A 13,039-nucleotide genomic window follows, 5' to 3' on the forward strand; every position below is an offset into this window, starting at 1 on the left:
GGTACCTCAGCGTTCCCAGAATGCCGTCAGGCCGGGCAGTACGTGTCGGTCGACGGCAGCTCGCCGGACTTGAGGTACTCGATGACCGGGGGAAGCGCGCAGGACGAATAGATGCTGGCACCGTGCCCGATGCCCTGCCACATCACCCGCCGGTTGGACGAGCCCGCGTTGATGGCGGTGGCGGCGACGGCGGCCACGCCCTCGTTGCCGACGATCGGATTGTTGGCGACGCCGAGCAGCAGGGTCGGGATCGTGAGCTCGCTGGGCTCCTTCGGGGCGCTGCCGCTGGGCCAGTTGAGGCACTTGACCATGTCTAGTGCACCGACGGTGCCGAACTGCGGATACATCTTCCCCCAGGCGACCACGAGCTCTCTGACCCTGTCGGGGGTGGGCCGGTTGAGCGCGTCACTGCACGTGTTGACGAACTGTCCGTCGGTCTGGCGCAGCGTCTCGGCCTGGTTGATGAGGTTGTTGAGCCGGTTGGTGTTGCCGGAGCGGGCGTCGGCGATGGCCAGCGCCAGCTCGTTGCCCGCGTCGACACGGCCCCCGCGCGGAAAGCCCAGCGCCGTCGACAGGGCATCGGCGACGGCGGCCACCGAGGCGCCGCCGGGTCCGCGGCCGGCGCGGGCGTCGGCGAGCAACGAGTCGACGGCAGCCTTGGGGTCGGGCCCGAGGGGGCAGTTGGTGGCGAGGCACTGGGTGGCCCATGCATCGAGTGCGGCCTGCTCACCCTTGACGCGTTGTTCTGTGGCGGCTTCCGCGGAGATGCCGAGCGGCAGTGGGGAGTCGAGCACCAGGCGGGCCACCTTGTTCGGGTGCGATCCCGCGTAGGCGAGCGCGACCTGCGCGCCGTTACCGACGCCGAGCAGGGCGAGTGCGGGCACGTCCCAGGTGGTGCGAAGGCGTTCGATGTCCTCGGCCGCGTGAGCGTTGTCGTAGGCCGAGTCGCCGGGGGCGATGGTGTCGGTGCAGCTCGTCGTCGCCGTCATCGTGATCGCGCCGAGGTTGGCGACGGGGTCGTCGCCGGACTGGAACTGGGCCTGCTCGAACATCTCCTGACGGTCGAACAGGTCACGGCAGTCCAGCTCGCCGGACATGCCGATGCCTCGGCGGTCGACCGAGACGACGGGGTTCTGCTTGAGAACGTCGGCTCCTGCGCGCGACAGCCACACCGGAAGCTGAACCGAGGACGGCAGATCCGATCCGGTCGTCATGACCAGGGGCCCGGCGTCGGCGGGTGTCTGGGCCGAGGTCGCACGGACCACGCCGATGCTGACGGTCCCTGAGGCGCCGTTGATCGGGTCGAGGTCGGCGTCGTAGCTGGCGCAGTCGAGCTTCACGCCGGGAAGCGGCTGGAGCGAGGCCGATGCGAACATCCGGCCCGTGCAATCACGCCAGGACAGATCGTTCTTGGGGACCTCGACGGCGGGCGGACCGGCGGGCTGGTCGCTGGTCTCCGGAGCGCCCTGGGGGCCGGCCCCGGAGTCGGTGGCGTATCGCGGGTTGGCGGCCAGGCCCGGTGAGCAGGCCGCCAGCACCAGCGACAGCACGACAGCCAGGACCACTCGACGCATGGGCACCACAGTACTGACTGGCGATCAGAACGCTTCGTCCCCGCGCGCCGCGCGTTCACGGACATAGCGCAGGTACAGATAGCCCTCGTCGTCGGTCAGGGCGTGCTGCAGTCGCAGGTTGCTGCGCACTTCGCCGGGCCCGGTGACGATGCGGGCGGGCTTGCCGCCGAGCAACAGCGGAGCGACGGTCACGCACAGCTCGTCGAGCAGATCGGCATCGGTGAACAGCCCGAGGATGCCGGGTCCGCCCTCGGTGAGTACCCGCAGGAATCCACGGTCGGCGAGGAGGCTGAGCGCGGTGGACAGATCGACCGAGTCCGGTTCTGGGCCGGACGCATCGAGTACTTCGGCGAGCGTGCCCAGACGTTGCCGGGTGTCGTCGACGGCGGCCGCGGACGTCAGGATCAGTGGTGTCACCTCGGTGCGGTGGAACAATTTGGCGTCCCTGTCGATCCGGCCTGACCGGCTCAGCACGGCGATCGGCGGGATTTCGGCCTGGCCGCGGTGCTGTCGGGCGAGCCGTTCGGCGGCACCGAACTGCACGCCGGAATAGTCCTCAACCTGCGCCGTCGACGCGCCGACGACGACCACGTCGGCGAGTTCGCGCAACGCGGCGAAGACGGCGCGGTCCCCGGCGCTCCCGAGGTCGCCGGACTTGCCGTCGCTGGTCGCGCCGCCGTCCACCGACGTGATCATGTTGGCGCGCACCCAGCATGACTGCAGACCGTCGGGGTAGCGGTAGCGCTGCGCGAGCTCGGGCGCCGTGAGCTCCCCGGCTCGCCCCAGGAATGTGAAGTGCGTCCCGTCATCGTCGCCGGACATACGTCAAATCACAGCACGCCGCTATGGTGCCTGCATGCAAGGGTCCAGCGATGTCGAACATCTGGTCGATCGGCATCCCAGCGTCACACCGGAACGACTGATCGCTCAGCTGATCCCGCCGCCCACATTCGCCGATGTCAGCTTCGATTCCTATCGGCCGGACCCCTCGGAGCCCTCCCAGTCGGCGGCGGTGGAGACATGCCGGAGATTCGCCGAGCAGGCGGTGGCGCGCCGGTCGGGCAAGAAGAAGTTGTTCGGCAAGCGCGAAGTGCTGCCCGGTGTCGGGGTTTACCTCGACGGCGGGTTCGGGGTCGGCAAGACGCACCTGCTGGCCTCGTCGTACTACGCCGTCGGCGCGGCCCCGCAATACAAGCGCGCGTTCGCGACGTTCGGCGAACTCACGCAGCTGGCCGGGGTGTTCGGTTTCGTCGAGTGCATCGAGCTGCTGTCGGACTATGTGCTGCTCTGCATCGATGAGTTCGAGCTCGACGACCCCGGCAACACCACGCTGATCTCGCGGCTGCTGTCGGCGCTCGTGGAGCGCGGGGTGTCGGTGGCGGCGACGTCGAACACGCTTCCCGAGCAGCTGGGGGAGGGCCGGTTTGCCGCGCAGGACTTCCTGCGCGAGATCAACACGCTCGCTGCGATGTTCACGACGGTGCGCATCGAGGGTCCGGATTACCGGCAGCGTGATCTGCCGCCGGCCCCGACGCCACCGAGCGATGACGAGGTCACCGCGCGGGCGGCGGAGGTCAGCGGTGCGACGCTCGACGAGTTCGACGCGTTGTGCGCGCATCTGGCGACGATGCACCCGTCGCGATATCTGACGTTGATCGAGGGGGTCACGCACGTCTTCATCACCGGCGTGCATCCACTCGACGATCAGAACGTGGCGCTGCGGCTGGTGTCGCTGACCGACCGGCTTTACGACGCCGGCATTCCGGTGGTGGCCTCCGGCGCGAAGCTCGACACCGTGTTCAGCGAGGAGATGCTCGCTGGTGGCTTCCGCAAGAAATATCTACGCGCCACGTCGCGGCTGCTGGCTCTGACGGCAGCCGGTCAGACCGGCCGCACCATCACGTAGTCCTGCTCGTAGTGCTCGCCGAGGCGGAAGGTCTTGGTGCCTGTCACGGTGAATCCGTACTTGGCATAGAAGCGCTGGGCACGGGCGTTGCGCTGATTGACGCCGAGCCAGACCGACGCCACCGGAAGCGTCGTCGCGTGCTCCAGCGCCGCGGTCATCAGCGCCGCGGAGACGCCGCCGCCGTGCGATTCGGGCACGACATACATCTTCGACAGCTCCAGCGCCGGACGCGCCACGACGGCCTGGGACACGTCGGGGTCATCGGGAACGCCGCGAATCATCATTGCGTAGCCCAGGATTCGACCGTCATCGACGGCGACGAGGACGGCGCGGTGTGGGTCGGCGAGGTAGGCGTCGAACCGCGGCCGCGACAGGTTCTCGGCGACGAAGGCTGCGACGTCGTCGGGCCCGACCGACGGCGGACACGCGAGCGGGAAGGTGCGCGCTGCGACGTCGGCGAGTTCGCTTACGTGGGACGGTTCGGCCCGGACGACTCTCAGGCCACGTTCCACTGTGCCAGGCGGAGTCCGGTGATCTTGTCGAGCAGGACGACGTTGGAGACGAGGTCGCGGTAGCAGTCCCACCAGACGCCGCCGGTGAACGTCTGGCCGGGGACCGCGGTCTGCATCATGCGCTGCAACGCGTCAGGGGCGTCGCTGTTGCGCGGTTCGTAGGCATCAGCGGTGGGTGTCACGCCACGGAACTGGAACGTGATCGCCATCGCATAGGGCGTCGGCACCTTGACCGGGGTGATCGTCACGTCGGCGCGGAACACCTGATAGCGCGGAGCGCGCGGGGGATAGCCGAAGCCAGGAGGCGGGGCGGTGGGCACGATGTTGTTGACCGACACATCGGCGATCAGGCCTTCGAACTCGACCCGCAACGTCTCTCCGAGTCGACCGATGGGGATCTCGGCAGCCGAGGCCGGAGCCGCGGTGACACCAGCCAGTGTTGCCAGGGTTGCGGTCAGAAGTACCAGCCAGCGACGCATGCTTGGCATGATCGCACACCGCGCAGCGCCGCTGGATGGTCTTGGGTGTCAGGGCTGCCAGGGACCGACGCCGCCGACCTTATCGATCCGGATACGGGTTACGAACCCGCCCGGCGCATCCGCAGGCGGGAACTCGATGCCCGGCGCGGCCAAGGTCTGCGCGAGCTCGGCGAGTATTTCGGGTGCACCGCCTTCGACGATTCGGGCGGTGCCGTTAATCGCGAGGTACGGCCGCATCACCTCGCCGGGGCCGTCGGGCGAGATGATCGTGACACCCACGCGCGGGTCGCGGCGCACGTTGCGCACCTTTTTGTGTTCCGACAGGTGTGCCGTCACCAGTTCGTCGCCGTCGGGGGTCGACTGCAGCGCGACCCACACGAGGGTGACTTGCGGGCTGCCGTCGGGGTTCACGGTGACGAGGGTGGCGTCGGCGCCCTTGCCGATGAGTTCGCGGGCGGCGTCGTTGAGTCTCATGGCAGGTTCTACCGCGGCGGACACTGATTCATTCCCTCACCCCGCCTCCAACTCCAGCAGGGCAGCCTTGGCGAGCGGTCCGCCGATGTACTGGCCGGCCGTCCCGTCGGAGCGCACGACGCGGTGACACGGGACCACCACGGGCAGCGGATTGTGAGCGCACGCGGTTCCGACGGCGCGCACCGCACGCGGGCTGCCGACCGCGGCGGCGACCTGGGCGTAGCTTTCGCGCCGGCCGTACTCGATGTCGCGCAGGTGCTCCACAACGCTGCGCCGGAATCCCGCAGCGAGGCTGAGGTCGACGGCGACGTCAAAACTCCTGCGGCGCTTGGCGAAGTAGTCGTCGATCTGGTGGGCGACGCTATCCAGCTTCGAAGGTGCGTGCAGGATGCGCGGGCTGAGGGCCTTCGCGAGCCGGTGGAGCACGGCGTCGTGGTCCTCGATGTCGAAGGCGACTCGGACGAGACCAGCCGGCGTAGCCGCCAGGAGCAGCGTCCCGACGGGGCTGTCGATGGTGCGGTAGGCGACGTCGAGAAGTCCGGACTGATCGGCGGATACCACCAGCTGGTCGTGCAGACGCCGCAGCGTATCGCCCTCGTCGGGGACGGGTGCCTGAAATGCGATGTCGATCATCATGTTTCGTCCTTGCGGTAGTGCGTGCGGAGGGTCTTGATGCCGTCAGCGGCGGCCCGGCGGGCGGCGTCGGGGGAGTTGCCGAGGATGACGGCGATCTCGACGAAAGGCAGGCCGGCGATGTGGTGATAGGCCACCGCATGGCGTTGTTTGTCAGGCAGCCGCTGCAGCGCCGTCCACAGGTCGGGATCGCGTGCCTGCGGGTCGGCGCGCGCGTCGGGGCGCTCGGGCAGTGAGTCCGTCGGCACTGCCCGCCGTGATCGCGCCCGGCCGGCGTCGAGCGCCTTTCGGTGTGCGATCGTCACCAGCCATGCTTCGACGTTGGCGTCCTCGGACAGCTCGGGATAGGCCTTCAACGCCGACAGGAAGGTCTCAGACCATGCGTCCTCTGCCTCCACGGGACCGACGACTGCGTGGCATACCCGCAGCACCGTGGCGCCGTGGCGGGCCACTACCTCTTCGAACGGACGCACCTCCACATCATGAAGACGCTCAGACGGGCCCGGACGTGAGATCACTTCTTGGTCAGAGCCTCCAGCGCCGTCACCAGCTCACGCTCGAAACGCTCGAAGTCGATGCCGAGGCCGTGCAGCACGCCGTCGTCGTCCTCTTCCTCGAAGAGGGCAAGCAGGATGTGCTCGGTGCCAACGTAGTTGTGCCCCAATCGAAGTGCCTGCCGGAACGTCAGCTCCAACGCCTTCTTGGCGCGACTGTCGAACGGGATCAGCGCCGGCACGCGGTCGCCGCGGGGCGGCAGCGTGACGCGATCGCCGACGGCGGTGACATCGATGCCCTGGTCGGCAACCAGTCGCGCCGCAAGCCCGGTCGGGTCGTGGAAGAGGCCGAGGATCAGGTGGGCGGGCAGGATCTCGGCGTTCCCGGCTTCGTGAGCCTTGTTTTGCGCCTGGACGACGACGTTGCGGGCGCGTTCGGTGAAGCGGCTGAACCCCGCGCTGGGATCCAGCGCGGCCGCATCGGTAGGCGTTTTCGGGACGAACCGCTTCTGCGCCGCCTGCTTTGTGACACCCATGCACTTACCGATCTCGGTCCAGGACGCTCCCGAGCGGCGTGCCTGGTCGACGAAGTGGCCGATGAGGTGGTCGGCCACCTCGCCGAGGGCTTCGGCAGCCAACACCGCATCCGTCAGCTGTTCCAGTGGTTCGTCGTGAACGCGTTTGATGACCTCGATGAGGTCGTCGAGGCGGACGGGGTGACTGATCTTGGCCGAATCGTTCATGCGTCAACCGTAGGTTGACGACAAGTATTCGTCAACCTCTGGTTGACGATGGCCCGCGGGGGTATCCGCGCCGGACAGTTCGGTCGAGGATGCCCAGCGTCGCGCGCAGAGCCAGTTCCGAGACGACGGGAAAGATGTCGGCGTCACGCCAGTGCTGATCGATGCCGGACCAGTCGTAGAACGACGTGACGAGGGTGCCGGTCTCGGCGGGTTCGAGACGGTAGCCGTAGACATGCCCGATCTGGGGCCGGATCTGCCCCAGGATCGTCCAGGCGATCAGCGTGTCCTGCTCGAACTCTGTGATCTGGACGGTGACGTCGTAGCGGCCGAGTTCCGGGTAGTCATTGAGCGCTTCGCGGTCCATGTGGACCACGAAGGAATCGCCGACCGCGGCGGCGGGTTCACCGTCGGCGTCCTGCAACATCCCGGTGGCGTCGATGGCAACATGGCCCTGCGGGTCGCACAGCACAGCAAAGATGTCGGCAGCTGACGCGGAAATTGTTCGAGGCACCTCGATGCGTTCTGTCATGCACCGATGGTGCCATGCAGTGGTCTGAGTCACTGAAGGGTTTCATCCTGCTGCGGTTCTGGGAAACCAGCAGACGATGCGGGGCAATGAAAGAACCACGATGCAGCCACGGATGCTGCGCCGGGCGTTGGACTTCATCCATGAGAACGCCCAATACGACATCACCATCCGCGATATAGCCGCGGCATCCGATGTCACGCCGCGGGCAATTCAGTATTCGTTCCGCGAGCACCTCGACACCACGCCGTTGGAATACCTCCGGCGGATCCGCTTGGAGCGAGCCCACCGAGAGCTCTTGTCAGCCGACCCGGCGTTCGACACCGTGACATCCATCGCGGGACGCTGTGGCTTCAGCCATCCCGGCCGGTTCAGCAGCGCCTACAAAGAGGTGTTCGGCACCGAACCGAGTCGCACGCTGCGCAGCTCCTAGCGCTGTCACATCGGCGTGAAGCCGACCCCGTTGAACTTGCCGGCCTGCCAGCCCTGGTCACCCATGCACACGAGCGGGCGACCGTCGGGGGCCTGTGCCGCCGATTGCGGCTTCGGGCAGCGACTGCCGATCTCGCGAACCCCGAACAGTTCGTAGCTGGTCTGCCAAAAGCCTGTGTAAACCGGCGGCCATTGGTTGGGAATCCACCGGCACTGCAATGCCTCGCCGCCGGGGCCACGGCCGTAGGTGAAGCGGTCCATGTTCGTGCAGGGGCCGGTCAGGTGCGCGTCGTAGTTCATTCCCGGCACGTCGGTGTCGTAGCGGCCGGAATCGTCCCAGTAGATCGGGCCCGGGTCTGCGGCGGCGGGGGGAGCCGAACACAGTGCGGCTGCAGCAACTGCGGTCGCCGCGAGCATCTTGCGAATCATCGTCCACCCCTGCGTCGTCGAAACCGTACCGGCGTCTTGCGACATTAGCTGGTTCGACGGGGGTGCCGGAAGCTTTCAGGCCCCACAACGATCTCGGCCCGCCACCCGGGGGGGTTGGTGGCGGGCCGAGCGTATCGGGTTCGTCTGGAGGTCGGTCTTTCAACCGAACACCACCGAAGTTATGGGCCGAACCTGAGAATGACCTAATAGCGACTTAGGTCTGTGCTGCGAAAGCGGCAACGATTCGGCGAAGGAGCGGTCCGTGCGGGCGCGGGTGGCGCGCGTCAGAGGCTCAGCTTGACCAGTTCGGCAGTGGCGCGCCGTTCGACGAAAAGCGGAACGAAGTCTCGGATGGGGCGGCCCTCGAAGCGGGCGTATTGCTCGTGGACGACGCGCGCGACCTGAGCCGGCTCGACCTTGTCATGTGCATCGGCCAGGCGCTCCGCGAGCTGGTCGATGATCTGCTGTTCACTCAACGCGATCACGGAGCTCAGCGTGCTGCAATCGAGTGTCCCCGTCAATGCCGAACTAGCACCGCCTGACCGCGATCCAGCGACAACTCGGTGAACGTGTGACAGACGTCAAATGACCATTGTGTTCACGCTCGACGTGCGCTCACTTCAGCTTGAGCACGGACGCCGGAACCCAGTGCGTCACCGGATCCTTCTCGATTCCGTGCTTCACCCGGTACGTCACCAGTCCCCACCACCGTCCCTGTTCGCTCAAGCCCCAACAGGCGAGCCGGCCCTCGACGATGGAGTCCATCTGCAAACCCTTCGGGTGGTACTTGCCGTCGCAGTGAGGTTCGCGCGGAAACAGGGCGACGAGGTCGACGAGCACGACGCGGGGCGGGTGGACGCGGCGGAAGACGGTGCGGAGGGGCTGGCCGCCGTGCCCGATCTCCTGCATCGCCATCCATCGATCATATGTTCGAATAGGAGCGAGCTCCAGGGGTGCTTCGCGGTCCTTCGCGACGCGGCTGTCGACGCGCCCGGACGGGTCGGGTCATGTGGGCGGGCGTGATCCGAGAATGGCTGTGGCGGAGCGGTGTTGGACAGGGGGGTCGTTGGGCCTGGCGAATCTGTGGACGGGGGAACGTGCCGGATGCTGCGGGCGATGTGCCGGACGGCGGTCGACTCGTGGTCCTCGCCGTCGGCGTGGGTCCGACGGACCGGGTCGACGGGGCTGCAAGCTTGACGGGTGACGTCGAAGCGCGCTGAGTACATGTACGCGCTCTACTGCGGGTCGCTCGCTGAACCTGGCGATCCCACCCCTTACGCCGAGGGCGAATCGCTGGTGCTGCCGAAGCTGTGGATGCGCGGGTACAGGCGGATGCTGCGGGTCCGAGTCGAGACCGGGCCGGCGATGCAGCGGTATCTGGCCGCGCGAGCGGACGCCGCATCGTATTTGAACTGATCGCTACGCGTGGGGAACGTTTCGGACCGGTGAGAGAGTGGCGCGCTGTGGGCGACCCGATACATTTCGCGATGTCATCGACTACAGCATCAACTTCAACGCCCTGGCGGTTCACCCAGGACGCGTTCAGAGCTGCCCGTGACGCGAATATCCCACGGCTGCGGCGAAGCTTAAGGCCTGTGCCGAAGTGACAAACCCAATTGACCGGAACAAGGTAATGATCGCTGAAATCATCGACTGAGAGTCCTGCCCCAACCTGTTCGGACTCGCCTCCTGACTGACCGCACCCTCCCCGAACTCGCGACGTACTTCCAGCAGTCTGGTGCGATCGACAGTGCCGTCCCGATGGATTGGCGCGACATCATGACGGCTTTCCCCGCAGACGTCGGGCGGGACGCTAAACGCCGCGCTCGGAAGCGCAAGCCCACGCCAGCGCCACCGATCTGGCAGCGATGCTGCGCTACTGGGCCACCCCAAATGGGTGCACGGTCCGCGGCGACACCACTGGCCACCTGTGGCTTGAGCTCCTTCAAGGAGTCTTGCCCATAGCGCCGCTAAGCGGACAAGCAGGCGGTTGCTTCTTAGTAGATTCCCTGTATGGCACTTCACCCGGCGGCGACGGTCGTTCGTGCCGGCAGCGTGCGTGACGTGGCGACTCTTCTTGGAAAGGTTCAAGAAGCTATCGAGGACGGGGATGGGGCGTGCATCTCTTTGTTCGCTGATATCAGCAAGACAGGGGAGGAGGACGGGATGTCGCTGCAGGAGCTTTGCCGCGTGAGTGAGATACCGCACAACAAGATCCAAGTCTCTACCGCTGGAAGACTCCAAAACTCAGGATTTGATATCGCGCTGGACGTGTCGAATGACCAGGCGGCCACGCACCACAGCCTCACGTTCACGGAGCCAGTGGAAGAATCAGAACTAGAGAAGTTCATCCGGTGCTTTGATGAACCTATCCCGAACCCAACGCCCAAGAGGAAGCCGAGGTGAGCGATCGATGAAATCGGTAAACGTAGATTTTAGCCGCGGCCTGCAAGGCGGGCTCGTCCGCGCAAATCTGCGGCGCGCGTCGGAAGAATTGCTTGTCGGCGATGAGGTGCTGGCCATTGACTCGGCAGAGGACATGGAGTTCACGGGGACAGTCCGACGAATTGAGGACGGATTCGCCTACCTTGAGATGAATTGGGAGGACAGCGCCCCGGTCCGCGAATTTAATGTGCAATTCAGGGTCTCGCCCAACGTTTTCCTCAGCTATCGCGCCGGTGAACGCGATAGCGCGACGCGCCGCCTCTCCCTGCACGAAGGATTTCAACCGGCAATCTGGTTCATCTCGGCTGCGAACTTCTTCAGCGGCAAGAGTCCTTTTCAGGACCAGTTGGTCTTCCCAGCTGGCTGGACCGGCGATGAGACATCAGACGACGGAGCGGGCGTGCGCAGCCTCGCAACTCAGAAGTTGATGGCATGACCGAGATTACGAAGCTTGACGCCTTAACGCTGCGGCATGTCGATCCCAGCCAACTGCTTTTCCAACTGCGCCACCCGGCCTTCTCTGTCGAGCGACCCGAGTGGCTGGCGACCGATAGAAGCGGCGGGATCGCGTTCGCTCCTTGGATCGGCGGCACGGTGCTGGCCACGATGCACGCTCAAGCAGAGCGGGACGCGTACTTTGCGCGAGTTTCGGTGCTCGGACTTTATATGTCCGAGGAACAGGAGGCGGCGCAGGAAGCGGGCGCGAAGGCCGAGGTCGATGATTCGACACTTGCCGGGGCGTCAGTGGATGAGCTGAAGATTTTTGCTCAGCGCGTCTCGGATGATCTTTATCCGTTTGTCAGATCTGAGCTGTACTTGTTGTCCGGTCGAGTTCAGGGCATACCCGGAGTGATGATGCAGCCCTATCCCAAACTGGAAGACAACCTGGAGGAGTTGCATACGCCGCCGCAGTGATTGCCGTCCGGGCAGTATCACTCATAGAGGGTGAAGGTAGCGGTCGACACCGACAATCTAACGGGCGTGCTTCACGAACCGTCAGCTGTAGCGAGCAGAGCGACCAAGGCATCTGACCGAACAAAGTGTGAGATAACGCCGCCGCTGACGTCGTTGCTTGCGATATGGCCGGCATTGACGCCGACTATCGCTGTACGGCCGATTTCCTTGGAGAAGCCGAATACGGGTGCACCCGACATTCCTCCCCAACTAAACGAGTGGCACAGCACGGAACTCCGCGAAATCCTGCTACCCGCGAAGGTTGCTGGATAGCGTGGGTCGCTCGAAACGATCCCACTCACTATCAGGGGTCGTTCACTTATCTCGCCCTCTAGACCGGGATAGCCCGCAATGAATACTTGGTCGCCAGGAAGAAGCGAGTTTACTTCGTGTGTCTTTGCTAGCCATCGCCCCGCGAAACTGTGTGGGATTGCGCCGCCTCCGACGGGTGCGACGGACGCTTCCTTTGATGAGAGGGGAATGCTGATGAGAGCGAGGTCAATGTCGTCGTCATCGGGGAAGGTGATGCTCGGATCCGCGTGGGAGTAAGTCCACGGCTGGGTGTCTCTCCCGGCGTCCTCGGGCTGGGTGAACCCCCTAATGCTTACGGATTCGAGGGCGGATGACAGTAGGGGCTTGGTCGTTCGATAGTTGTAGTCAAGTATGTGTCGGTTGGTCACGAAGTAGCTGCGCGTTTGGCCGACGAAGTGAAAGGTTGTGCCGTACCGCGGTTTCAGCGTTGCGCCTGAGCTTCTGTTGTAGAACTGGGCGGTGATCGCTGCTGCGGAATAGAGGTGTATTCGACCGACGAGGTTTTGAACGAGCAGTGGGCTCACAGGGGTCCTCGTCTTTCATTGCGGCCGCACGGTTTGGTTGTCATTCACCGCGTCCTTGCCGACGGAAGGCGCGGGACCGTCGAGACAGCCCTGATGGCGGAATGGGCGCCGGTGGGCGAACGGCGGTGCCGCACGTCTCGATGGCGGCCAGAATTTGCTCTTCGGTCATTCGCCAGCGGCCTGCAATCTTTACCCACGCGAACGTGCCGTCCCGCAGCTTCGACCGCAGATAGTTTAAACACTTGCAGCATCCGGGCGGCCTCCGCCAATGGGTACATGGTAGGGAACATTGTGGCTCCCAGGCGCGTGCCTTGAGCCACGCGTCAACCTCTTCGTGGTCCAGGTGATAGTCGCGGGCACCTTTTCCGACCCGATACGCCGGAAGATCTCCATCGCGGATAGCTTCGGCGATCAGCTCTGAGATGCGGACGTGCACCGCTGCTTCCGCCTTTGTCGCCCACCGAACCACAAGGGCGAACCGTAACGGTCTTGTCGGTGTTTGTCTCGGATGGAATCGTTGCCAAAGCGCCAAGCGTGGCGACGGGAACAGCACGGGGGTTTGAAGTGGCACCAAATCGAGTCGGCTGGTATCCGGACCCAAA

The 13,039-nt window shown here is 65.3% G+C and carries 19 protein-coding genes; 6 read left to right on the forward strand and 13 right to left on the reverse strand.

Features of this window, described 5'->3' with window-relative positions; all coding sequences use genetic code 11:
• Positions 1–26: 26 nt before the first annotated feature.
• Positions 27–1,574: an alpha/beta fold hydrolase gene (locus ACAG24_RS26505; protein ID WP_370475381.1), complete on the reverse strand. Its 1,548-nt coding sequence runs from the start codon at positions 1,572–1,574 to the stop codon at positions 27–29.
• A 24-nt stretch (positions 1,575–1,598) separates the two neighbouring features.
• Positions 1,599–2,396 carry a pyrimidine reductase family protein gene (locus ACAG24_RS26510; RefSeq protein WP_370475382.1) on the reverse strand — a complete coding sequence of 266 codons (798 nt, stop codon included), beginning with the start codon at positions 2,394–2,396 and terminating at the stop codon, positions 1,599–1,601.
• Between the two features lie 34 nt (positions 2,397–2,430).
• On the opposite strand from ACAG24_RS26510, the gene zapE reads away from it, so the two are divergent.
• Positions 2,431–3,480 carry a cell division protein ZapE gene (zapE, locus tag ACAG24_RS26515; RefSeq protein ID WP_370475383.1) on the forward strand — a complete coding sequence of 350 codons (1,050 nt, stop codon included), beginning with the start codon at positions 2,431–2,433 and terminating at the stop codon, positions 3,478–3,480.
• On the opposite strand, the gene ACAG24_RS26520 is transcribed toward zapE, so the two are convergent.
• Genes ACAG24_RS26520 through ACAG24_RS26550 form a run of 7 tightly spaced genes read right to left on the reverse strand, consistent with a single transcriptional unit; the run spans position 3,456 to position 7,344 of the window.
• Complete coding sequence (locus tag ACAG24_RS26520; RefSeq protein ID WP_370475384.1) at positions 3,456–3,992, reverse strand: GNAT family N-acetyltransferase; 537 nt, start codon at positions 3,990–3,992, stop codon at positions 3,456–3,458. The genes zapE and ACAG24_RS26520 overlap by 25 nt on opposite strands.
• Positions 3,977–4,471, reverse strand: coding sequence for a hypothetical protein (locus tag ACAG24_RS26525; protein WP_370475385.1), 495 nt, complete (start codon positions 4,469–4,471; stop codon positions 3,977–3,979). The genes ACAG24_RS26520 and ACAG24_RS26525 overlap by 16 nt, the downstream gene beginning before the upstream one ends.
• A gap of 48 nt (positions 4,472–4,519) precedes the next feature.
• Positions 4,520–4,945, reverse strand: coding sequence for a PPOX class F420-dependent oxidoreductase (locus ACAG24_RS26530; RefSeq protein WP_370475386.1), 426 nt, complete (start codon positions 4,943–4,945; stop codon positions 4,520–4,522).
• A gap of 36 nt (positions 4,946–4,981) precedes the next feature.
• Entirely contained in the window at positions 4,982–5,578 is a 597-nt protein-coding gene (locus ACAG24_RS26535) for a methylated-DNA--[protein]-cysteine S-methyltransferase (RefSeq protein ID WP_370475422.1), read from the reverse strand.
• Positions 5,578–6,057 carry an RNA polymerase sigma factor gene (locus ACAG24_RS26540; RefSeq protein WP_370475387.1) on the reverse strand — a complete coding sequence of 160 codons (480 nt, stop codon included), beginning with the start codon at positions 6,055–6,057 and terminating at the stop codon, positions 5,578–5,580. Before ACAG24_RS26540 ends, ACAG24_RS26535 begins: the two co-directional genes overlap by 1 nt.
• Positions 6,058–6,092: 35 nt before the next feature.
• On the reverse strand, positions 6,093–6,815 hold the full coding sequence (locus ACAG24_RS26545; RefSeq protein WP_370475388.1) for a Clp protease N-terminal domain-containing protein: 723 nt from the start codon (positions 6,813–6,815) through the stop codon (positions 6,093–6,095).
• Positions 6,816–6,846: 31 nt separating this feature from the next.
• Positions 6,847–7,344, reverse strand: coding sequence for an SRPBCC family protein (locus ACAG24_RS26550; protein WP_370475389.1), 498 nt, complete (start codon positions 7,342–7,344; stop codon positions 6,847–6,849).
• Between the two features lie 100 nt (positions 7,345–7,444).
• Between ACAG24_RS26550 and ACAG24_RS26555 the strand changes: the two genes are divergently transcribed.
• Entirely contained in the window at positions 7,445–7,774 is a 330-nt protein-coding gene (locus tag ACAG24_RS26555; RefSeq protein WP_370475390.1) for a helix-turn-helix domain-containing protein, read from the forward strand.
• 5 nt (positions 7,775–7,779) lie between these two features.
• On the opposite strand, the gene ACAG24_RS26560 is transcribed toward ACAG24_RS26555, so the two are convergent.
• The 3 genes from ACAG24_RS26560 to ACAG24_RS26570 all read right to left on the reverse strand — a co-directional run bounded on the left by ACAG24_RS26560 (position 7,780) and on the right by ACAG24_RS26570 (position 9,111).
• A complete protein-coding gene (locus ACAG24_RS26560; RefSeq protein ID WP_370475391.1) occupies positions 7,780–8,202 on the reverse strand; it encodes a hypothetical protein in 423 nt (140 codons plus the stop codon).
• A 284-nt stretch (positions 8,203–8,486) separates the two neighbouring features.
• Complete coding sequence (locus tag ACAG24_RS26565) at positions 8,487–8,687, reverse strand: three-helix bundle dimerization domain-containing protein (RefSeq protein WP_370475393.1); 201 nt, start codon at positions 8,685–8,687, stop codon at positions 8,487–8,489.
• Positions 8,688–8,817: 130 nt separating this feature from the next.
• Positions 8,818–9,111, reverse strand: a complete 294-nt coding sequence (locus ACAG24_RS26570) for a hypothetical protein (protein WP_370475423.1) — start codon at positions 9,109–9,111, stop codon at positions 8,818–8,820.
• 291 nt (positions 9,112–9,402) lie between these two features.
• Here ACAG24_RS26570 and ACAG24_RS26575 point away from each other — a divergent pair, with 291 nt between their 5' ends.
• The 4 genes from ACAG24_RS26575 (at position 9,403) to ACAG24_RS26590 (ending at position 11,562) form a co-directional block, all read left to right on the forward strand.
• Positions 9,403–9,618, forward strand: coding sequence for a ribosome modulation factor (locus ACAG24_RS26575; RefSeq protein ID WP_370475394.1), 216 nt, complete (start codon positions 9,403–9,405; stop codon positions 9,616–9,618).
• 597 nt (positions 9,619–10,215) lie between these two features.
• Positions 10,216–10,608, forward strand: coding sequence for a hypothetical protein (locus ACAG24_RS26580; RefSeq protein ID WP_370475395.1), 393 nt, complete (start codon positions 10,216–10,218; stop codon positions 10,606–10,608).
• Between the two features lie 7 nt (positions 10,609–10,615).
• A complete protein-coding gene (locus ACAG24_RS26585) occupies positions 10,616–11,083 on the forward strand; it encodes a hypothetical protein (RefSeq protein ID WP_370475396.1) in 468 nt (155 codons plus the stop codon).
• Complete coding sequence (locus ACAG24_RS26590; protein ID WP_370475397.1) at positions 11,080–11,562, forward strand: hypothetical protein; 483 nt, start codon at positions 11,080–11,082, stop codon at positions 11,560–11,562. The genes ACAG24_RS26585 and ACAG24_RS26590 overlap by 4 nt, the downstream gene beginning before the upstream one ends.
• 71 nt (positions 11,563–11,633) lie before the next feature.
• Here the strand turns inward: ACAG24_RS26590 and ACAG24_RS26595 are convergent, their stop codons facing one another.
• Entirely contained in the window at positions 11,634–12,437 is an 804-nt protein-coding gene (locus tag ACAG24_RS26595; protein WP_370475398.1) for a trypsin-like peptidase domain-containing protein, read from the reverse strand.
• Positions 12,438–13,039 lie beyond the last annotated feature (602 nt).

Source organism: Mycobacterium bulgaricum, from assembly GCF_041287165.2.
Classification (GTDB): Bacteria; Actinomycetota; Actinomycetes; order Mycobacteriales; family Mycobacteriaceae; genus Mycobacterium; species Mycobacterium bulgaricum.

Bases quoted from the DNA above. Each gene is read 5' to 3' on its own strand.
- ACAG24_RS26505 (WP_370475381.1), bottom strand. From the start codon at position 1,574: ATGCGTCGAGTGGTCCTGGCTGTCGTGCTGTCGCTGGTGCTGGCGGCC.
- ACAG24_RS26510 (WP_370475382.1), bottom strand. From the start codon at position 2,396: ATGTCCGGCGACGATGACGGGACGCACTTCACATTCCTGGGGCGAGCC.
- zapE (WP_370475383.1), top strand. From the start codon at position 2,431: ATGCAAGGGTCCAGCGATGTCGAACATCTGGTCGATCGGCATCCCAGC.
- ACAG24_RS26525 (WP_370475385.1), bottom strand. From the start codon at position 4,471: ATGCGTCGCTGGCTGGTACTTCTGACCGCAACCCTGGCAACACTGGCT.
- ACAG24_RS26530 (WP_370475386.1), bottom strand. From the start codon at position 4,945: ATGAGACTCAACGACGCCGCCCGCGAACTCATCGGCAAGGGCGCCGAC.
- ACAG24_RS26535 (WP_370475422.1), bottom strand. From the start codon at position 5,578: ATGATCGACATCGCATTTCAGGCACCCGTCCCCGACGAGGGCGATACG.
- ACAG24_RS26545 (WP_370475388.1), bottom strand. From the start codon at position 6,815: ATGAACGATTCGGCCAAGATCAGTCACCCCGTCCGCCTCGACGACCTC.
- ACAG24_RS26550 (WP_370475389.1), bottom strand. From the start codon at position 7,344: ATGACAGAACGCATCGAGGTGCCTCGAACAATTTCCGCGTCAGCTGCC.
- ACAG24_RS26555 (WP_370475390.1), top strand. From the start codon at position 7,445: ATGCAGCCACGGATGCTGCGCCGGGCGTTGGACTTCATCCATGAGAAC.
- ACAG24_RS26560 (WP_370475391.1), bottom strand. From the start codon at position 8,202: ATGATTCGCAAGATGCTCGCGGCGACCGCAGTTGCTGCAGCCGCACTG.
- ACAG24_RS26570 (WP_370475423.1), bottom strand. From the start codon at position 9,111: ATGCAGGAGATCGGGCACGGCGGCCAGCCCCTCCGCACCGTCTTCCGC.
- ACAG24_RS26580 (WP_370475395.1), top strand. From the start codon at position 10,216: ATGGCACTTCACCCGGCGGCGACGGTCGTTCGTGCCGGCAGCGTGCGT.
- ACAG24_RS26585 (WP_370475396.1), top strand. From the start codon at position 10,616: ATGAAATCGGTAAACGTAGATTTTAGCCGCGGCCTGCAAGGCGGGCTC.
- ACAG24_RS26590 (WP_370475397.1), top strand. From the start codon at position 11,080: ATGACCGAGATTACGAAGCTTGACGCCTTAACGCTGCGGCATGTCGAT.